The 17,944-nt window shown below is 72.7% G+C and carries 18 protein-coding genes; 10 read left to right on the plus strand and 8 right to left on the minus strand.

Annotation, left to right across the window (positions count from 1 at the left end):
- Positions 1 to 43: 43 nt before the first annotated feature.
- From mqnE to E2B92_RS24685, 5 genes are all read left to right on the plus strand, one after another.
- Positions 44 to 1,207, plus strand: a complete 1,164-nt coding sequence (gene mqnE, locus E2B92_RS24665; RefSeq protein ID WP_126883939.1) for an aminofutalosine synthase MqnE — start codon at positions 44 to 46, stop codon at positions 1,205 to 1,207.
- A gap of 28 nt (positions 1,208 to 1,235) precedes the next feature.
- The gene (locus E2B92_RS24670) at positions 1,236 to 1,892 is read left to right on the plus strand and encodes a UdgX family uracil-DNA binding protein (protein WP_126883938.1); all 657 of its coding nucleotides are present in this window, start codon (positions 1,236 to 1,238) and stop codon (positions 1,890 to 1,892) included.
- 19 nt (positions 1,893 to 1,911) lie between these two features.
- Entirely contained in the window at positions 1,912 to 2,448 is a 537-nt protein-coding gene (locus E2B92_RS24675; RefSeq protein WP_126883937.1) for a GNAT family N-acetyltransferase, read from the plus strand.
- 120 nt (positions 2,449 to 2,568) lie between these two features.
- Positions 2,569 to 2,823 carry a DUF4229 domain-containing protein gene (locus tag E2B92_RS24680; protein WP_126883969.1) on the plus strand — a complete coding sequence of 85 codons (255 nt, stop codon included), beginning with the start codon at positions 2,569 to 2,571 and terminating at the stop codon, positions 2,821 to 2,823.
- A gap of 323 nt (positions 2,824 to 3,146) precedes the next feature.
- The gene (locus E2B92_RS24685; protein WP_126883936.1) at positions 3,147 to 4,496 is read left to right on the plus strand and encodes a dicarboxylate/amino acid:cation symporter; all 1,350 of its coding nucleotides are present in this window, start codon (positions 3,147 to 3,149) and stop codon (positions 4,494 to 4,496) included.
- Between the two features lie 56 nt (positions 4,497 to 4,552).
- Here E2B92_RS24685 and E2B92_RS24690 read toward each other — a convergent pair whose 3' ends face one another.
- Positions 4,553 to 5,728, minus strand: coding sequence for a S8 family peptidase (locus E2B92_RS24690; RefSeq protein WP_126883935.1), 1,176 nt, complete (start codon positions 5,726 to 5,728; stop codon positions 4,553 to 4,555).
- Positions 5,729 to 5,960: 232 nt separating this feature from the next.
- On the opposite strand from E2B92_RS24690, the gene E2B92_RS24695 reads away from it, so the two are divergent.
- Positions 5,961 to 6,593, plus strand: coding sequence for a TetR/AcrR family transcriptional regulator (locus E2B92_RS24695; protein WP_126883968.1), 633 nt, complete (start codon positions 5,961 to 5,963; stop codon positions 6,591 to 6,593).
- Here the strand turns inward: E2B92_RS24695 and E2B92_RS24700 are convergent.
- On the minus strand, positions 6,559 to 7,386 hold the full coding sequence (locus E2B92_RS24700; RefSeq protein WP_126883934.1) for a MaoC family dehydratase: 828 nt from the start codon (positions 7,384 to 7,386) through the stop codon (positions 6,559 to 6,561). The genes E2B92_RS24695 and E2B92_RS24700 overlap by 35 nt on opposite strands.
- A gap of 136 nt (positions 7,387 to 7,522) precedes the next feature.
- Here E2B92_RS24700 and E2B92_RS24705 point away from each other — a divergent pair, with 136 nt between their 5' ends.
- The 3 genes from E2B92_RS24705 (at position 7,523) to E2B92_RS24715 (ending at position 11,058) form a co-directional block, all read left to right on the plus strand.
- Entirely contained in the window at positions 7,523 to 9,388 is a 1,866-nt protein-coding gene (locus E2B92_RS24705) for an AMP-dependent synthetase/ligase (RefSeq protein WP_235023962.1), read from the plus strand.
- Positions 9,389 to 9,541: 153 nt separating this feature from the next.
- Positions 9,542 to 10,156, plus strand: a complete 615-nt coding sequence (locus E2B92_RS24710; RefSeq protein ID WP_126883932.1) for a hypothetical protein — start codon at positions 9,542 to 9,544, stop codon at positions 10,154 to 10,156.
- Positions 10,153 to 11,058: a DMT family transporter gene (locus E2B92_RS24715; protein ID WP_126883931.1), complete on the plus strand. Its 906-nt coding sequence runs from the start codon at positions 10,153 to 10,155 to the stop codon at positions 11,056 to 11,058. Before E2B92_RS24710 ends, E2B92_RS24715 begins: the two co-directional genes overlap by 4 nt.
- Before the next feature lie 239 nt (positions 11,059 to 11,297).
- On the opposite strand, the gene E2B92_RS24720 is transcribed toward E2B92_RS24715, so the two are convergent.
- The 3 genes from E2B92_RS24720 to E2B92_RS24730 form a co-directional block, all read right to left on the minus strand.
- Entirely contained in the window at positions 11,298 to 12,110 is an 813-nt protein-coding gene (locus E2B92_RS24720; RefSeq protein WP_126883930.1) for a Crp/Fnr family transcriptional regulator, read from the minus strand.
- Positions 12,110 to 12,325, minus strand: coding sequence for a hypothetical protein (locus E2B92_RS24725; RefSeq protein ID WP_126883929.1), 216 nt, complete (start codon positions 12,323 to 12,325; stop codon positions 12,110 to 12,112). The genes E2B92_RS24720 and E2B92_RS24725 overlap by 1 nt, the downstream gene beginning before the upstream one ends.
- Positions 12,326 to 13,074: 749 nt before the next feature.
- Positions 13,075 to 13,881 (minus strand): maleylpyruvate isomerase family mycothiol-dependent enzyme, encoded by an 807-nt coding sequence (locus E2B92_RS24730; RefSeq protein WP_235023963.1) that lies wholly within the window; start codon positions 13,879 to 13,881, stop codon positions 13,075 to 13,077.
- Positions 13,882 to 14,051: 170 nt separating this feature from the next.
- Between E2B92_RS24730 and E2B92_RS24735 the strand changes: the two genes are divergently transcribed.
- Positions 14,052 to 15,251 (plus strand): MFS transporter, encoded by a 1,200-nt coding sequence (locus E2B92_RS24735; protein WP_399431030.1) that lies wholly within the window; start codon positions 14,052 to 14,054, stop codon positions 15,249 to 15,251.
- Here the strand turns inward: E2B92_RS24735 and E2B92_RS24740 are convergent.
- The 3 genes from E2B92_RS24740 to E2B92_RS24750 all read right to left on the minus strand — a co-directional run bounded on the left by E2B92_RS24740 (position 15,248) and on the right by E2B92_RS24750 (position 17,943).
- The gene (locus E2B92_RS24740; protein WP_126883928.1) at positions 15,248 to 15,646 is read right to left on the minus strand and encodes a J-domain-containing protein; all 399 of its coding nucleotides are present in this window, start codon (positions 15,644 to 15,646) and stop codon (positions 15,248 to 15,250) included. The two genes, E2B92_RS24735 and E2B92_RS24740, sit on opposite strands and share 4 nt — an antisense overlap.
- Positions 15,647 to 15,719: 73 nt before the next feature.
- Positions 15,720 to 16,865 (minus strand): lipase family protein, encoded by a 1,146-nt coding sequence (locus tag E2B92_RS24745; RefSeq protein ID WP_126883927.1) that lies wholly within the window; start codon positions 16,863 to 16,865, stop codon positions 15,720 to 15,722.
- An 85-nt stretch (positions 16,866 to 16,950) separates the two neighbouring features.
- Entirely contained in the window at positions 16,951 to 17,943 is a 993-nt protein-coding gene (locus E2B92_RS24750; protein ID WP_126883926.1) for an AraC family transcriptional regulator, read from the minus strand.
- Position 17,944: the final 1 nt, after the last annotated feature.

The following is a 17,944-nucleotide window of genomic DNA, read 5'->3' on the forward strand; positions in this document are numbered from 1 at the left end:
GGTGGTGGAGCCCGATTGACACACGTATGGGAGGCGGCCTGCCATGGACGCGGGGCTCAAGCGCGAGCTGGAAGAGAAGGTCCGGTCCGGGGAGCGGCTGACCCGCGAGGACGGCATCGCCCTCTACGAGTCGGACGACCTGGCCTGGCTCGGCGGCCTCGCCCACGAAGTGCGCACGCGCAAGAACGGCGACGTCGTGCACTTCAACGTCAACCGGCACCTCAACATGACGAACGTGTGCACCGCGTCGTGCGCGTACTGCTCCTTCCAGCGCAAGCCGGGCGAGAAGGACGCGTACACCATGCGCATCGAGGAGGCCGTCCGCCTGGCCAAGGCGATGGAGAACGAGAACCTCACCGAGCTGCACATCGTCAACGGGCTCCACCCCAACCTGCCGTGGCGCTATTACCCGCGGTCGCTGAGCGAGCTGAAGAAGGCCCTGCCGAACGTCTCGCTCAAGGCCTTCACGGCCACCGAGATCCACCACTTCGAGACGATCTCCGGGCTGTCCGCCTCCGAGATCCTCGACGAGCTGATCGAGGCGGGCCTGGAGTCGCTGACCGGCGGCGGCGCGGAGATCTTCGACTGGGAGGTCCGCCAGCACATCGTGGACCACCGCACCCACTGGGAGGACTGGTCCCGCATCCACCGCCTCGCGCACGAGAAGGGTCTGAAGACCCCGTGCACGATGCTGTACGGGCACATCGAGGAGCCCCGGCACCGCGTGGACCACGTGCTGCGGCTGCGGGAGCTCCAGGACGAGACCGGCGGCTTCCAGGTCTTCATCCCGCTGCGCTACCAGCACGACTTCGTGGACATGCAGGACGGCAAGGTCCGCAACCGCCTCCAGGCGCGGACGACCATGGCGACCGGCGCGGAGGCGCTGAAGACCTTCGCGGTCTCGCGGCTGCTGTTCGACAACGTGCCGCACGTCAAGGTCTTCTGGGTGATGCACGGCGTGCAGACGGCCCAGCTCGCGCTCCAGCACGGCGCGGACGACATGGACGGCTCGGTCGTCGAGTACAAGATCACGCACGACGCCGACAACTACGGCACGCCGAACAAGCTCACCCGCGACGACCTGCTGGAACTGATCCGGGACGCCGGTTTCCGCCCGGTGGAGCGCAACACCCGCTACGAGATCATCCGCGAGTACCCCGGCCCCGACGCCGGCCGCCGCGAGTCCCCCCAGCCGATGCGCGTCTGACCGGGGCGCCCCCGGGTACTCGGGGGCCATGGCTGGGACCCGGGCTCCCGAGGACGCGTACACGGCCGAGCCCTTCGTGCCGCAGGGCGCCGGCCTCGACGCCCTGCGCGAGGCAGCCGCCGGGTGCCGGGGCTGCCCGCTGCACCGGGAGGCGACGCAGACCGTGTTCGGCGCGGGCAACGCGCACGGGCGCGTCCTGCTGGTGGGCGAGCAGCCCGGCGACCAGGAGGACCGGCAGGGGGCGCCGTTCGTCGGGCCGGCCGGCAAGGTGCTCACCCGGGCGCTGGACGAGGCCGGGATCGAGCCGGCCGACGCGTACGTCACCAACGCCGTCAAGCACTTCAAGTTCGAGGTCGTGCCCGAGCGGGGCAAGCGCCGCATCCACAAGTCGCCGAGCCTGCGCGAGATGACCGCCTGCCGGCCGTGGCTGGAGGCCGAGCTGCGGCTCGTCGGCCCCGAGGTGATCGTCGCCCTGGGCGCCACCGCCGGGAAGGCGCTGCTCGGCCCGTCGTTCCGGGTGACCCGGCAGCGGGGGACGCTCCTGCCCTTCCCGGGGCACGAGGAGCTCGGCGAGTGCCTGATCGCGACCGTCCACCCCTCCGCCGTGCTGCGCGCCGACGACCGCGAGGCGGTCTTCGAGGGCCTGGTGTCCGACCTGCGGATAGCCGCGGAGGCCCTGCGCTGATCCGTTTATCGTCGACCGTATGCCGTTGAACTTCGTACTGGATCCGCGGATCGACTCCGCCCTCCGCGACGGCGTCCTGGCCCTGTGGACCGACGTCTCCAACGCGGGCGGCTCCGTCGGCTTCGTCCCGCCCGTCACCCCCGGCGACATCCGCCCGGAGTGGGTCAAGCACCTCACCGCCATGGCCGAGGGCCGCACCCGGCTCCTGGTCGGCCTGGACGAGGACGGCGCCGTCGCCGCCACCGCCTTCATCACGCACAACACGCACCGCCTGATGAAGCACTGGGTGTGGCTCTACACCGTGATGGTCCACCCGCGCCACCAGGGCAAGGGGTACGGGCGCGACCTGATGGCCGCCACGGAGGCGGCGGTGCGCGGCTTCGACGGCATCGAGGCGATCCGGCTCACCTGCCGGGGCGGCACGGGCGTCGACCGGTTCTACGCCTCGTGCGGCTACAAGGAGGTCGGCCGGGTCCCGGACGCGATACGCGTGGCCGACGGCGACGACCGCGACGACATCATCATGTACCTGCCGCTCACTCCCATCACCCCCTGAAGTGATCCAATCGTCACGTGCTTCACTAGACGGGCAGGAACGCCGTACGAAGGAACGAAGGAAGAAGGCCCCGCCGTGTCCGCTGCTGCCAGCACGAGCGCCACGATCCGGTACACCCTCATGCGTCTCGGCGTCTTCGCCGGCTGCTTCGTCGTCCTGTGGGCACTGGTGTACGTCGGTGCCCTGCCGCGCGGCCTCGGGAACTCCAACCTGCTGTGGGTGCTGCTCCTGTCCATCGTGATCTCGGCGCCGCTCAGCTTCGTCCTGCTGCGCAAGCAGCGCGACGCGATGTCCGCGCAGATCGTGGAGAAGGTGGACACCGCCAAGGCCCGCCTGGAGGCCAACCGGGCCCGCGAGGACCGCGCCGTCCAGTGACGTAGGTCACGCACTTCCCGCACCCCCGTGCCGAAGCAGCGCTTCGCACGGGGGTGTTGGCGTTCCGGGGGTGCCCCTCTCAAAGAAGTGCTTTGAGGGTCTCAAAGTTCAAGTGTTAACGTGTTCGGGTGAAGACAGCAGTGCGCCCCCGCGACGACGCCATGAGCACCCCGCTCGTGGCGCGCCTGCATGTCGATCTCTGCCGCTGTATGTCCGCGGTCTGTTGCCGCGAAATCTGACCCGGCATCATGCAGCGGCGCCGCCCGTAGTGCGCGTGCGCCGCACCCCCCGTCCCGTATTGCCTCGATACGTACCACTGGAGTGTGTCCGTGTCCGCGTCCGCGAGCACCGAAACCCCCGCCCAGCGCACGTCCCGCATACCCCAGGTGCCCTTCTGGGCCCAGATCGTCGCCGGCCTCGTGCTCGGTGTCGTCCTCGGCTGGATCACCCGCACCTATGACGTGCAGTGGCTGTACACCACCCTCGACAAGGTGGGCCACATCTTCGTCCAGCTCCTCAAGCTGGCCGTCGCCCCGCTCGTCTTCTTCGCGATCCTGGTGTCCATCACCAATCTGCGGAAGGTCAACAACGCCGCCCGGCTGGCCTCCCGCACCCTGCTCTGGTTCATGATCACGTCGCTGATCGCGGTCGCCATCGGCCTCGCGATCGGCCTGCTCACCAACCCGGGCTCCGGCACCGGCCTCACCCCGAAGGACGGCGAGAAGCCCGAGAACGCCGGCTCCTGGCTGGACTTCCTCACCGGGATCATCCCGACGGACGTCATCACGCCCTTCACCGAGCTGAACGTCCTCCAGATCGTCTTCATGGCCGCCGTCGCCGGCATCGCCGCCCTCAAGCTCGGCGAGAAGGCCCAGCCGATCCTCACCCTCAGCGAGTCGGTGCTGGAGCTGCTCCAGAAGGCCCTGTGGTGGGTCATCCGCCTCGCCCCGATCGGCACCGTCGGCCTCATCGGCTACGCCATCGCCGACTACGGCTGGGACCTCATCGGCAAGTACGCCACCTTCACCGCCGACGTCTACATCGGCTGCGCGCTCGTCCTGTTCGGCGTCTACCCGCTGCTGCTCGCCACGGTCGCCAAGGTCAATCCCGTCCAGTTCTTCAAGGGCGCCTGGCCCGCCATCCAGCTCGCCTTCGTCTCCCGCTCCTCCGTCGGCACCATGCCGGTCACGGTCAAGGTCACCGAGCGCCTCGGCGTGCCGAAGGAGTACACCGCCTTCGCCGTCCCGTTCGGCGCCACCACCAAGATGGACGGCTGCGCCGCGATCTACCCGGCACTCGCCGCGATCTTCATCGCGCAGATCTTCGGCGTCGAGCTCGGCGTCCAGGACTACCTGATGATCGCCTTCGTGTCGGTCGTCGGCTCCGCCGCCACCGCCGGTCTGACGGGCGCCACGGTCATGCTGACCCTGACGCTGTCCGCGCTGGGCCTGCCGCTGGAGGGCGTGGGTCTGCTGATGGCGATCGACCCGATCCTCGACATGATGCGCACGGCCACGAACGTCGCCGGCCAGGCGCTCGTCCCGGTCGTCGTCGCCGCCCGCGAGAAGATCCTGGACCACGACGCGTACAACGCCGCCTCGTCGTCCCCGGTGGACGAGGAGTACGGCGTGCGCGAGGCCGAGCAGAAGGTGACCGTGCCGGCCACCGTCTGACGCCCCCTCACGCGTGTGTGCCCCCGGTCCCCAGGGACCGGGGGCACACGCGTTCCTCAGAGCCCGCCGGTCTGGAGCAGCCGGTTGGGGGAGGACTTGGTCACGGTCAGGACGTCCTTGACCGACGCGTCGACGAGCCAGGTGTAGACCTGGGCCGGGGTCGCCGACGGGTGGCGGGCCTTGAGCAGGACCGCCACGCCCGCGACATGGGGGCTGGCCATGGACGTGCCGTTCAGGCTGACGCTGCCGCCGCCGAGCCGCGCCGAGACGATGGCGGCGCCGGGGGCGTACATGTCCAGGCAGGCCCCGTAGTTGGAGAAGTCGGTCTCCTGGTCCAGGTGATTGGTCGCCCCCACGGTGAGGACCCGCTGCGCGCTCGCGGGGGAGACGTTGCAGGCGTCGATCGCGTCGTTGCCGGCGGCGATCACGGGCAGGACGCCGCTGTCCGACAGCGCGGTGGCCGCCTGGTTGACGGCGTCGCTGCGCGGGCCGCCCAGGGAGCCGTTGAGCACCGCGGGCTGCCGGGCGTTCTTCACGACCCAGTCCATCCCGGCGATGATGCCGCCCCAGGAGCCCCTGCTGTCGCAGCCCAGGACGCGCACGCTGACCAGGCGCGACTGCCGGGCCACCCCGTAGGTCGCCCCGCCCACCGTGCCCGCGACGTGCGTGCCGTGGCCGTTGCAGTCCTGGCCGTTGCGCCCGTCGCCCATGGCGTCGAAGCCGGGCACGGCACGGCCGCCGAACTCCGGGTGCGCGTAGTCGATGCCGGTGTCGAGGACGTACGCCGTGGCGCCGGCACCCGTGCTGTTGACGTTGAACTGGCCGTTGAGCGGCAGGTACGGCTGGTCGACGCGGTCCAGGCCCCAGCTCGCGGCCACCGCCCGGGGCGCCGTCACGGGGCCGGCGGTGACGACCGCGTCCTGCTCGACGGCCGCCACGTCCGGCAGGCCGCGCACGGTGGTGAGCTGGGAGGCGTCCAGCCTGGCGGTGAAGCCGCGCAGCACGCTCGTGTACTCGTGGAGCGGGGTGATGCCGAGCCGCTGGGTGACCGCGGCCGAGGCGGCGCCGGACTTCAGGGTGACGATGTACTGGTCCGGCACGGCCGTTCCCGCGGTGGTGCGCAGGGGGGCCGGTTCGGCGACGGGTTCGGCCGCGGTGGCGGTGACCGGGGTGGCGGCGAGGGGGAGCAGGAGGAGCAGCGCGGCGCACGCGCGGCGGGCGGACAGCCTCATGCAGTTACTCCGTTCGGGAGTTGCTGACGAAGTGCGACGCATGTAGCGAAGCAGTCCGCGGCAGTTCCGGAATATCACCTACTGGAGTGACATGAACACTATCGGTAGCGAAGGGCGCATGTGCCCCTGCCCAATGCGCGGTCCGCGCTCTTCCGCGGGCCGTAGGCTTACCGACTACCGAGGAGTAGGAGGGCGGGTGCCGGTGAAGAGCACGGGTGCGAAGGCCAAGCGCATGCCGCGGGCCGTGCGCGAGCAGCAGATGCTGGACGCGGCCGTGCAGACGTTCGGGCAGCGGGGGTACCGGGCGGCGTCGATGGACGAGATCGCCGAACTGGCCGGTGTCTCCAAGCCGTTGGTGTACCTCTACCTGAACTCCAAGGAGGAGCTCTTCACCGCCTGCATCCGCCGCGAGGCCGCCGCGCTCGTCGCCGCCGTCCGCGAGGGGGTGGAGGGGGCCGCCGCCGGGCCGCGGCGGCCGGCCGACCAGCAACTGTGGGCGGGGCTCACCGCGTTCTTCACGCACACCGCCGAACACCCCGACGGCTGGGCGGTGCTGCACCAGCAGGCACGCACGCACGGCGAGCCGTTCGCCGCGGAGGTGGCGGCCATGCGGGACGAGATCGCGGCGTTCGTGACCGGCCTGATCGGCGAGGCGGCCCGGGACGCGCACCAGGACCCCGCGCTCGCCGGCCGGGACGTGTCGGGGCTCGCCCAGGCGCTGGTGGGCGCGGCCGAGTCGCTGGCGCAGTGGGCCAACGAGACGCCCGGGGTGTCCGCCAAGGAGGCCGCCGCCACGCTGATGAACTTCGCCTGGACGGGCCTGGGCGGCCTCATGGACGGACGGCGCTGGTCGCCGCCCCGGTGAGGTACGGCCGCCCGGCGCCGTCGCCGCGCAGCGCGAAACGCCCGCCGTCCGCCGCGTACGTCACCGTGGCGGGCAGCGGGACCGGCGCCATGAACTCCGCCTCCACGTGCGTGGCCTGCGGGGGGCTCAGCTCCGCCAGGCAGCGGGCGAACGTCCACATGCCGTGGGCGATGGGCCGGGGGAAGCCGAAGGGGCGGGCGGTCAGCGGGTGGAGATGGATCGGATTGCGGTCCCCGGACACGCCCGCGTAACGGCGGCCCAGGTCCGGGGCGAGGTGCCAGGTGGCGCGGGCGGGGAGCGGGGCGGGCGGCGGCGCCGGTTCCCGTGACGGCGCGCCGGCCGTGCGGTGGCGGGCCAGGTATGTGCTGCGGGACTCCCAGACCGGCTCGCCCGCCACGTGTGCCTCGGTGCTGACGGTCACCTCGGTGCCGCGCCGGTGCGGGGTCAGCGCGTCGACCCGGACGGTCAGCCGGAACCGTTCGTCGGGGAGCAGGGCGCGGTGCCGGGTGACCGCGATCCGGGTGTGGACCAGCCCGAGGAGCGGCAGCGGGAAGTCCCGGGCGGCCAACAGCCGCATGGCGAGGGGGAATCCGAGGACGTGCGGGTACGGGAGCGGAACCGGCCCCGGCACGGGGAACCCGCACACCCGGGCGTACGCCGCCAGCCGGCCGGGGTTGATGCCCGCGTCCCGCTCGACGAGCCGCCACCGTCCGGGCGTGACCGGCACGTTGCGCCCGGGGCGCCGCAGCGGTGAGCGAAGGGCGCCCAGGGCGAGGGTGAGCGGCAGGTTCACGGCCGCCCACCCGTCCGCGGCGTGCCGGGCGCTGTGACGGTGAGGTGCAGATCGGCGTCGGCCATTGTCCTGACTCCCTGCTCGGCCCTAGATTTACTCCCGAGTAAGGTTACTCATAGGTCAGGAGGAGCCGCACGTGACCGTCGCCCCGACCCAGCCGCCGCACGAAGTCTCCGTACCGCCCCTGGTCCCGCCCGTCACGAGCGGTTCCCTGGCCGACATCCCCTTCGACAACGCCCGTGAGGCGCCCGCCGATCCGGTGCTGAGCAGGAAGTCCCCGGACGGGACGTGGTCCGACGTACCGGCCGCCGACTTCGCCGCCGAGGTGCTCGCCGTGGCCAAGGGACTGGTCGCCGAGGGCCTGCGGCCCGGTGACCGGCTCGCCATCATGGCCCGGACGACCTACGAGTGGACGCTGCTCGACTTCGCCGCGTGGGCCGCGGGCCTGGTCACCGTGCCCGTCTACCCGACGTCCTCCGCCTTCCAGGCCCGCTGGATACTCCAGGATTCGGGCGCGGTCGCCTGTGCCGTCGAGAGCATGGACCAGGCCCGGCTGATCAGCGCCGAGCGCACGCGGATGCCCGGCCTGCGGCACCTGTGGGTCTTCGACAACGGCGCGGTCGGCACGCTGCGGCAGGCGGGCGCCCGGATACCCGACGAGGTGATCACCGCGCGCCGGGCCGGCCTCTCCCCGGACGCGATCGCCACCCTGATCTACACCTCCGGCACCACCGGCCGCCCCAAGGGCTGCGCCCTCACGCACGCCAACTTCTTCGCGGAGGTGGACAACGCGGTCGGACTGCTCCACCCGGTCTTCAAGAGCGTCAGCAAGGACCCCGCCTCCACCCTGCTCTTCCTGCCCCTCTCCCACGTCTTCGGCCGGATGGTCGCCATCGGCTGCCTCAGGGCCCGGGTGCGGCTCGGCCACGCGCCGTCGATCCGGACGGAGGACCTGCTCGCGGACCTGGCCGGTTTCCGGCCGACCTTCCTGCTGGCGATCCCGTACGTCCTGGAGAAGGTCTTCAACACCGGCCGCGCCACCGCCGAGAGGATGGGCCGCGCCGCCTCCTTCGACCGGGCGGCGACCGTCGCGCGCCGGTACGGCGAGGCCGTCGAGGCCGCTCAGCACGGCACCGGCCCCGGACCGTCGCTCGGGCTGCGGGCCGCCCGCGCCCTGTACGACCCGCTGGTCTACCGCCGCATCCGGGCGGCCCTGGGCGGCCGCGTCCGGTACGTCATCTGTGGCGGCTCGCCGCTGGGGCGGCGCCTGGCGGCGTTCTACGCGGGCGCGGGCATCGAGGTGTTCGAGGGGTACGGCCTGACGGAGACCACCGCCGCGTCCACCGTGACCCCGCCGCTCAGGCCCAAGCTCGGCACGGTGGGCCGGCCGCTGCCGGGCACGGCGGTACGGATCGCCGGGGACGGGGAGGTCCTGCTCCGGGGCGGCCACGTCTTCGGCGGCTACTGGGACGCGCAGGCCGGCGCCGCGGTGCCGGCGGTCGCCGGCGACGGCTGGCTCGCCACCGGTGACCTGGGCGCGCTGGACGAGGACGGCTACCTGACGATCACGGGCCGCAAGAAGGACCTCATCATCACCTCGGGCGGCAAGAACGTCACGCCCGCACCGCTGGAGGACTGGTTGCGCGCCCACCCCCTGGTCTCCCAGTGCATGGTGGTCGGGGACGACCGCCCGTACGTCACGGCCCTGATCACCCTGGAGCCGGAAGGCCTGGCCCACTGGCGCCGCATGCGGAAGAAGGAGGACGTGCCGCTGCGGGACCTCGTGACGGACGAGGAGCTCACGGCCGCCCTCCAACGCGCCGTGGACGAGGCCAACCGCCTGGTCTCGCGCGCCGAGTCCATCCGCCGCTTCCGCGTCCTGACGACCGACTTCACGGAGGAGAGCGGCCATCTGACGCCGTCCCTGAAGCTCAAGAGGGCGGCGGTCACGCGGGACTTCGCGGCGGAGATAGAGGCGCTGTACGCCGGCCCCCGGCGCTGACCTCAGTGCGAGCCCGCCCCCGCCCCGGCGGCGCCGACCGACCCGGTGACCCGCGCCGCCGTCACCCGGACGCGTGGGCCGCCTTGCCGCTCCCCCGGCCGGGCCGTCGCATGGAAGGGACAGGAGGCACCGAGTCCGGCGCGAAAGGCTGCCATGTTCGTTCGTACGACCTATGCGACAGGTGATCCGGCGAAACTCGACCCGGCCGTGCGGGCTCTGGCCACGGACGGCAAGCAGCAGCTCTTCCAGGAGCCCGGCTTCCGGGGCGCGGGGCTGTTCGTCGACCGCGAGGTCGGCAAGCTCATGACCGGCACGTGGTGGGAGGACGAGGAGGCGCTGAGGGCGAGCGCCGACCGCATGGGCGAGCTGCGCGCCCGGATGCTCACGGACTTCGCGTCGACCGTGACGGTCGACACCTGGGAGGCGGCGGTCGCCTCGCGGCCCGCGTCGGTCGGCGAGGGCGCCCGCTTCCGGCTCGTGCGGCTGTCGTTCGCCCCGGCGGAGGCCGACACCCTGGCCGGAACCTTCGAGAACGACGTCCTGCCCCGGCTCCGCGACATGGGGGGCTTCCTGGGCGGATCGCTGCTCGTCGACCGGGCCGGCGGGCGGGGCGTCGTGGGAGCCCTCTACGCCGACCGGGACAGCCTGGCGGCTTCCCGGGGCCCCGTCGCCGCCCTGCGCGGCCAGGCCACGGCCAAGGCGCGGGCGACCGTGCAGTCGGTGGAGGAGTTCGAGGTGGTCATGGTGGAGGCCGTAGCCCCGTCGTGAGGGCCGGCGAGCGCACCCCGCTCCTCCGGTTCGCCGCGTGCTGCCTGCTCGCCGGCGGCAACGCCGTCGGCGTCCGGTTCAGCAACCGCGAGCTCGACCCCCTGTGGGGCGCCGCGCTGCGCTTCGGCACGGCGGCGGTGGTGCTGCTCGCGATCGGGGCGGTGCGCCGGGCCGCCTGGCCCAGGGGCCGGGCGCTGGCCGGCGCGGCACTGTTCGGGGTGCTCAACTTCGGTGTCGCGTTCGCCCTGGCGTACTACGCGCTCGACCACATCCACGCCGGGGCGGGCCAGACGCTGCTGTCCCTGGTGCCCCTGGTGACGCTGCTGCTCGCGGTGGCACAGGGGCAGGAACGGTTCCACACCGCCGCCGTGGCGGGCACCCTCCTCGCCGTCGCGGGCGTGGCACTGGTGTCCAGGGCGCCGTTGCAGGGCTCGGTACCGGTGACGGCGCTGCTCGCGGCGCTCGGCAGCGTGGTGGCGTTCGCCCAGGCCGCCGTCCTGGTGCGGCGGCTGCCCAGGGTCGACCCGGTCGCCATGAACGCGGTCGGCATGGCGGCCGCCGCCGTCCTGCTGGCCGCCGGTTCCCGTCTCGCCGGCGACCGCTGGACGCCGCCCGACCGAGCCGCCACGTGGTGGGCGCTGGCCTACCTGGTCGTGGCGGGCTCGGTGCTGACCTTCGTCCTCTACCTGCTGGTGATCCAGAGCTGGGGCGCGTCCAGGGCGTCGTACGTCTTCGTCGTGATCCCCGCCGTCACCATCGCGCTCTCCGCCTGGCTCGACGACGAGCCGCTCACCGCGTCGCTGCTCCTCGGTACGCCGCTGATCGTCGCCGGCGTCCACCTCGGCGCCCTGCGCCGCCGGACGGCCGGGCAGGACCCGGGACGACCCGGCTCCGGCACCTGACCCTCCAATCACCCACGCGAGTGAATAAGCCTCCTCGGTGGAATTCCGGCCCTGGGCTTCGGCATATGCTCGCGGCAAGACCTGACCCGTCCAGGAAAGAGCCTTCTCCCGTGCGTCCCGCGGACAAGACGTCAAAACCACCGGGCATTCCCCCGCTCGGCGAGGGAAAGGTGTTCCGGTACGGAAAGGCGCCGGGCGGTGACGTGCTGCTTTCCGGCGGGGCGCCTCGCCGTACGGGGTCAGTCCGCGGCCGACAGGCTGTTGGCGAGCGTGCCCGGTGGAAAGTTGATCTCGCTGGCCTTCAGCAGTCTCCTGACCGAGGGGAACTCGTAGCTGCGGTAGCCGGTGACGACGATGTTGCTGCGGCGCAGCGAGGCGATGCCGGCTTCGACCGAGCCGAGACTGAGGGACAGTGCGTCGGCCAGGTCGTTCTGCGAGGGGCCCTCGACCATGAAGTCGTACTCCCTGCCGGGGACGGCGCAGTGCATCAGCAGGTGCGCCAGCAGACCGCACAGCCGCTGCTCCGGCTTGAGCGCATGACGGTTGTAGATGCGTTCGGTGGCCTCCATGCGGTCGGTGACGGACCTCCCGATCGCCTTGAGCAGCCCGGTGTGGCCGTCCGCGAGCGCCCGCATGCGGTCGAGGGGGATGCCCAGGGTCCAGGTGGTGTTGAGGCACGTGGCCGTCGAGGCCGGCGCCCGCTCGTCGAAGATCTCGGTGTCACCGAGAACCGCGCCGGCTCCGAGGAGGCGCACGGTCGAGGAACTGCCGAAGGGGGTGCGCTCGGCCACGCAGCCCTGGAGCACGATGTGGATCGTCGAACTGGTGCCGACGCCCCGGAGGACGTGCCGGCGGCCGTAGGAGCGAGAGCTCGCCATCGACTCGTGGAAGCTGCTGCGGATGTCCTTCGGTAACCGCCGCAGGAAGGGGTTGCGGTCGATGACGTGGGACGGGCGGCTGAAGGCCTCCCGGTCCAGCCGCCCCGTGACGGGGTCGATCGTGTAGAAGGCGGAGCCGATCTGTATGGGCTCGTCCGGCTTCCAGAACCCCATCACCAGACCTCCGGTCCGACCGCCCCGGGCTGCTGCCGTGCCGCGGGACCCTGCTCCTGGCCGGCCGGGAACGCGGGCGGCGGAGTCTGCGGCTGGAGGGAGTCGAAGACCCGCGGGAGGACGGCGACCAGGGCCGTGATGGCCACGAGCACCGCGACGATGCGCGCCGGGGTCGAGGCGAGGGCTTTGATGGCGAAGGCAACGGTGGCCGCCATGATCGCGACAATCAGGACGGCAGCCGTCAGAAAAGCTGACATTTCTTTATCACTCCGTACGGTACGTACGACTCGGCCGGTCTGGCTGTTCGGGAAGACGCCCTGCCGGATTGGTGGGCCGGAGGGAAAAGCTTTGCCTTCCTGTTGAGCAGAGACGATAACCCACTTGGCCGACAGGCCCGGAGAGTGAATGTCGACTTAGCGCCACCGGTGCGCTTCACCCGATTAATTCCTCAGGATTCAGGGGTTTAGGAGTTACTCTCAGGTAATGCCCAAAAATTGGGGAGTGCTCCACAAGGGGGCGCCGTTACATTCGTGGAGCTGACGTTGCACCTTGGCCGGTCTGGCGGCAGCGGTCGGGCGGGCGAAGCCCCGGGGGTGGTGCCCCGGGGGCCTGCCCGGCGCGTGCGGGCGGCCGGTGGGGGTCACGCGGAATGCCGGTGTCGTCACGCCAAGTCGCGGTGTCCCTGACAGCCTGGAGCGGTCTCGGCCGGACCCCTTATTTATGGGGCTAGTTCATGGTCGGCGCCTCACGTAAGTGGCCGTCAAGTCAAGCGGGCGTTACCGCTTCCGCTGCCCCGGGCATCCAGGGGCACATGGGGAGAGATGTGTCACACAGCGCAACTCCTCTGCCCTGAGGCGACCCTGACGAGGCATTACCGCTCAGGAGTGGCACCCGGGCGAACATTTCCCGCACCAGGTGGACCGCAAGGGATCACGGCACCGACCTGCTGCGGACCCGCCACCCCCTAGAACATCACCCGCGCCCCGGTCACCGCCGCGATGTCCGCGGGGTCGCCGTCACAGGAGATGTCGCCGACCGGCGGCCGGCCCGACAGGTGCCGCATCCACGTGACGGCGTCCGCCTGCACCACCACGGCGGGCGCGCCACGGCCAAGGCTCCAGCGGCCGCCGGCCGGTCCGGTCAGGTCCAGGAACGCCGGCGGGCCGCTCCAGTCCAGCGCCAGGTCCAGCAGCACCTGACCGACGACCTCCTTGTCGTGCTCCCGCAGCACCAGTTCCAGGCCGGTCGCGTCGCAGAGGTCGACCCGGTGCATCCAGGTGTCCCGGGTGATCAGGACGCGGGCCATGTAGTCCATGGAGTCCTCGGCCAGCCCCTTCGCCTCGGGGATCAGCGGGCTCAGCCGTATCCGCCGCCGCGCCGCGAGCGGCACCCGCTCCACCGCGTGCACCCCCAGGGGGCCGAACCGGGTCAGCGCGTCCACCAGGGCGTGCGGCGCGGCGGAGCGCCGGGCGTCGACCTGGTACTGGTTGTGCGCGGCCAGGGGCAGCAGCCCCGGGTACCGCCGCCGGCCGCGCACGGTCCGGCCCACCATCAGCCAGGGCCGCGCGAGTTCCTCGTACTGCCCCACCACGTGGGAGACCATGTCCCGCACGGTCCAGCCCGCGCAGGCCGTGCCGAGCGACCAGTCGCCCGGTGCCAGCCGGCCCAGCGCGGCGAGCATGGCGCGCACCTCGGCGGCGTTCACCGCACGCGCCCGCAGCGGGTGCGTACGCGGGATGTCGAGGGCGGAGGCCGCTGCGGTGGTCACCATGGTGTGCCTCCCCTGGGCGAGGGCGCGGGCGTCATCCCGGGACACCTTTCACGCTACGCCGGTCGTGGGAAGTTTTCGCGCCGCCCCGGGACCACCGCCGTCGGCCGCGCCGGCGGGTGCGTCCGCGTAAAACGTTTGTGCGACGGCACGGCCTCCGCGATCGTGGGGCGGTGCTGAAAGAGGAACGGGCGACGCTGAGCCGCCCGATGGTGCTGCTGCTGGCCGTGGCCTGCGGCGTGGCCGTCGGCAACATCTACTTCCCGCAGGCGGTCAGCCCGCTCGTCGCCGCCGGCCTGCACGTGGCGCCCGGCACGGCCGCCCTGATCGTGACGGCGGCACAGTTCGGGTACGCGGCCGGGATCTTCCTCCTCGTCCCCCTCGGCGACCGCATCCCCCACCGCCCGCTGCTCACCACCCTGCTGTCCGTCACCGGCCTGAGCCTCCTCGCCGCGAGCGCCGCGCCCGGGTTCCTCCCCCTCGTCGCGGCGAGCGCGCTGGCCGGTGTGACCACCGTCGTCGCGCCGCTCGTGGCCCCCATGGCCGCCGGACTGGTGCCGGACGGCCGGCGCGGGGCCGTCACCGGCACCCTGCTCGCCGGCTCCATCGGCGGCATGCTGCTGTCCCGGGCCGTCGGCGGGGCACTGGGCGAATGGCTCGGCTGGCGGGCGCCGTACGTGCTGGCCGGAGCCGTCTCGCTGGTCATGGCGGCGGTCCTCGCGCGGACGCTGCCGACGACCGTGCCGTCGTCCGCCCAGCCGTACCCGGCGCTGGTCGCCGCCTCCCTGCGCCTCCTGCGCGACGAGCCCGAACTGCGCCGCTCCTGCGCCTACCAGGCGGCGGCCTTCGGCGCGTTCACCGCCGTGTGGACGGGCGCCGCGCTGCTGCTGACCGGACCGGCGTACGGGCTCGGCTCCCAGGCGGTCGGCCTGCTCGCCCTGGTGAACGTCGCCACCATGCTCGCCACCACGGCGGCCGGCCGGGCGACCGACCGGCGCGGCCCCGACGCGGTCAACCTGGTCTGCTTCCTCGCGATCCTCGTCGCGGCCGGCGTCCTCGCGCTCGGCGGCACCGGCGGCGCGTCCGGCCTGGCCGCCCTGGCCCTCGGCACGCTGCTGCTCGACGTCGCGATGCAGTCCGGCATGGTCGCCAACCAGGTACGCATCTGGGCCCTGCGCGCCGACGTGCGCAGCCGCCTCAACACCGCCTACATGATGTGCGCCTTCCTCGGCGGCGGCCTCGGCTCCTGGGCCGCCACCCGCGCGTACGCCCACCTCGGCTGGCCGGGCGTGTGCGCCCTGGTCGCCGCCCTCGCCTCGCTGGGCCTGCTGCGCCACCTGCTGCGGCGCCAGGACACCCCGACCCGTACCTAACGGCCGGCGCGCCACTGGCGGACGAGTTCCTCCGCGTCGAGCGGCGCGAGCCGCAGCGGCGGCCCGGCCGGCGGCCGGCGGAGGGCGGCCGTGATCCGCTCGTTGACGTCCGCCACGATCCGGCGCACCTCCGCCTCGCTCGCCGCCCGCTCCACCGCCGCCCGCGCGTCCTCCGCCTCCTTGCGCAGGGCGAGCGCGGGCGGCAGGACGGGGGCGATGCCCTCGCGGTGCATCGTGCGCCTGACCCACCACAGGTCGTCGTACGGGACGGAGTCGTCCGGCAGCGGCTTGCCGAACCCCTCCAGGCTGTCGAACTCACCGCGTTCCATCGCCTCGCGGATCTGCTTGTCGACCCATGACTCGAAGGTGACGCCGGGCGGCTTGCGTTCGGTCATACGATCCAGCGTAGAACGCCGCGGCGCCCCCCTGGCAGGTGCCGGAGGGCGCCGCGGGGGCTTGGTCACGGGTTCAGCAGTCGCCGGACACCGGCTTCCCCGCGAACCGGTCCGCGAGCCAGTCGGCCGCCCTCGGGGACTCGGTGATCACGCCCGAGACGTGCTCGCCGACCACGATCGTGCGCCAGTCCACGGCGGCGCCCCCGGCGCACCAGTCGGCGCGCAGGCCGGTGCCCTGGGAGTACGGGATCAGCTCGTCGGCGAGCGCGTGGTACAGGTACACCGGGTGGCCGGGCGCCGTGCGGCCGAGGTCCGACTCCGCGAGACGGGCCCGCCATTGGGGGGTCTCCAGCGGGTTCCTGACCGTCAGGTCGGAGATCCGCTTGAACGAGCCGACCGTCGTGTCGACCGCCACGCAGTTGTTCCGGAAGAGGCCGATCAGCGCCTTGCCCGCGGCGTTCAGGTACGAGTCCAGCTCCAGTTCCGGGTACGCCGCGTCCTGCCCCGCCGCCGCCATGAACAGCAGGCCCGAGCCGTACGAACCGTCGTGCACCGGCACGAGCCCGGCCAGTCGTGCCGGTACGCCGCCGGCGGCCGTGCCCTTCACCCTCAGCTCCGGGGCGTACGAGGAGTGCAGCTCGGCCGCCCACCCGGCGGCCTGGCCGCCCTGCGAGTAGCCCATGATGCCGACCGGGGTGTCCGCGCCGAGCCCGGCCTCCGGCAGTTGGATCGCCGCCCGGGCCGCGTCGAGCATGGCGTGCCCGGCCGAGGACCCGGCCGTGTAGGTGTGCTCGCCCGGGGTGCCGAGCCCCTCGTAGTCGGTGACCACCACGGCCCAGCCGCGCCAGGTGAGCTGCTGGATCAGGCTGGCCTCCATGGTGGTGCCGCGGGGGAATCCGGCGCTCGGCGCGCACGAGTCGCCGAGGCCGACCGTGCCGACGGCGTACGTGATCAGCGGACGCGGCCCGGTGCGGCCGTCCTGCGGGACGATCACCGTGCCCGAGACGACGTTCGGGGCGCCGGTCGCCGAGGTCGAGCGGTAGTGGATCCTCCATGCCCGGGTCGCCGTCGGCTGGCCGGGCAGCGGGTGGAAGGCGGAGCGCTCGGCGCTCACCAGGTCGCCGGGGCGGCCCGCCTGGGCCGACGCGCCGGCCGCCGGTACGGCGGAGGACAGGACGAGTGCGGCCACGCAGGCCAGCACCCTCGTACGTACACGCATGTGCGGCTCTCCCTACGTCCGGTGTGGGGGTGGGGAGACCGTAGTGACCCGCGAGTAAGGACGGGGCTGACCGGAACGCTCAGCTTCACCGGCCGCGGTACGCACCCGGGGTGGTGCCCGTCCACCGCCGGAACGCCCGGTGGAACGAGGTGTCCTCCGAGAAGCCCAGCCGTACCGCCAGCTCCGTGATCGGCTCACGGCCCTCGGCCAGGCCCGCGATCGCCGCGTCCCGCCGGACGGTGTCCTTCAGCCGCTGGTACGAGGTGCCCTCCTGCTGGAGCCGGCGCCGCAGCGTCGCGGGGCTCACCGCCAGCCGCGCCGCCACCTCGCCCAGCGTCGGCAGTCGGGGCGAGGCCCGCAGGGCGCGGGCGAGCGCGCTGTGCACCTGCTCGGCCACGGTCGTGCCGTACGCCCGGCGGCTGAGCAGCTCGAAGGGGGACCGGCGCAGCATCACCCCCAGGTCGTCCTCGTCCCGCACGAGCGGCGCGGCCAGCCAGCGGACGTCGAAGGCGGCCCGGGTCGCCCCGGTCCCGAAGCTCACCGGGCAACCGAAGAGGTCGGCGTACTCGTCCCCGTGCGAAGGCGCGGGATACGCGAAACCGGCCCGCAGCAGCGGTATCCGGCGGCCCACCAGCCAACTGCACAGCCGGTGCCAGATGATCACCAGGCACTCGGCCGTGAACGAGTCCGGCGGCTCGCCGCGCACGGTCAGCACGGCCTCGCCCTCCGCCCGCACCAGCCCCAGGTCCGGCCCGCCGGGGAACAGCCGGTAGAACGCCGTCCCGCGCTCGATCGCCGCGCCCAGGTCATGGCAGCCGAGCGAGGCGTGGCACATCATCGCGAACGTCCCCGGACGGCTCGGCACCGGCCCGAGGCCCAGGAACTCGTCCCCCGTCGCCCGGTACAGCGCCCGGAACAGCAGCGCGAACTGCGCCGAGGTGACCCGCGCCCGGTCGTCCCCGAGGAGCAGCGGCGGGATGCCGGCGGCCTGGAGGAGCGGCACGGTGTCGAGACCGTGCCGCCGCGCCCCGCGCAGCAGCGCCCGCACATGGTGCACGGTGATGGTCCGCTTGGCCATG

Source organism: Streptomyces sp. WAC05374 (assembly GCF_004353505.1).
GTDB lineage: Bacteria > Actinomycetota > Actinomycetes > Streptomycetales > Streptomycetaceae > Streptomyces.

What these genes read in the sequence shown, in the direction of transcription:
- E2B92_RS24725 (WP_126883929.1), bottom strand. Translation starts at nt 12,325, where the DNA reads ATGGCGGCCACCGTTGCCTTCGCCATCAAAGCCCTCGCCTCGACCCCG.
- E2B92_RS24675 (WP_126883937.1), top strand. Translation starts at nt 1,912, where the DNA reads ATGCCGTTGAACTTCGTACTGGATCCGCGGATCGACTCCGCCCTCCGC.
- E2B92_RS24730 (WP_235023963.1), bottom strand. Translation starts at nt 13,881, where the DNA reads ATGGTGACCACCGCAGCGGCCTCCGCCCTCGACATCCCGCGTACGCAC.
- E2B92_RS24680 (WP_126883969.1), top strand. Translation starts at nt 2,569, where the DNA reads ATGCGTCTCGGCGTCTTCGCCGGCTGCTTCGTCGTCCTGTGGGCACTG.
- mqnE (WP_126883939.1), top strand. Translation starts at nt 44, where the DNA reads ATGGACGCGGGGCTCAAGCGCGAGCTGGAAGAGAAGGTCCGGTCCGGG.
- E2B92_RS24720 (WP_126883930.1), bottom strand. Translation starts at nt 12,110, where the DNA reads ATGGGGTTCTGGAAGCCGGACGAGCCCATACAGATCGGCTCCGCCTTC.
- E2B92_RS24695 (WP_126883968.1), top strand. Translation starts at nt 5,961, where the DNA reads ATGCCGCGGGCCGTGCGCGAGCAGCAGATGCTGGACGCGGCCGTGCAG.
- E2B92_RS24710 (WP_126883932.1), top strand. Translation starts at nt 9,542, where the DNA reads ATGTTCGTTCGTACGACCTATGCGACAGGTGATCCGGCGAAACTCGAC.
- E2B92_RS24750 (WP_126883926.1), bottom strand. Translation starts at nt 17,943, where the DNA reads ATGGCCAAGCGGACCATCACCGTGCACCATGTGCGGGCGCTGCTGCGC.
- E2B92_RS24745 (WP_126883927.1), bottom strand. Translation starts at nt 16,865, where the DNA reads ATGCGTGTACGTACGAGGGTGCTGGCCTGCGTGGCCGCACTCGTCCTG.
- E2B92_RS24740 (WP_126883928.1), bottom strand. Translation starts at nt 15,646, where the DNA reads ATGACCGAACGCAAGCCGCCCGGCGTCACCTTCGAGTCATGGGTCGAC.
- E2B92_RS24690 (WP_126883935.1), bottom strand. Translation starts at nt 5,728, where the DNA reads ATGAGGCTGTCCGCCCGCCGCGCGTGCGCCGCGCTGCTCCTCCTGCTC.
- E2B92_RS24670 (WP_126883938.1), top strand. Translation starts at nt 1,236, where the DNA reads ATGGCTGGGACCCGGGCTCCCGAGGACGCGTACACGGCCGAGCCCTTC.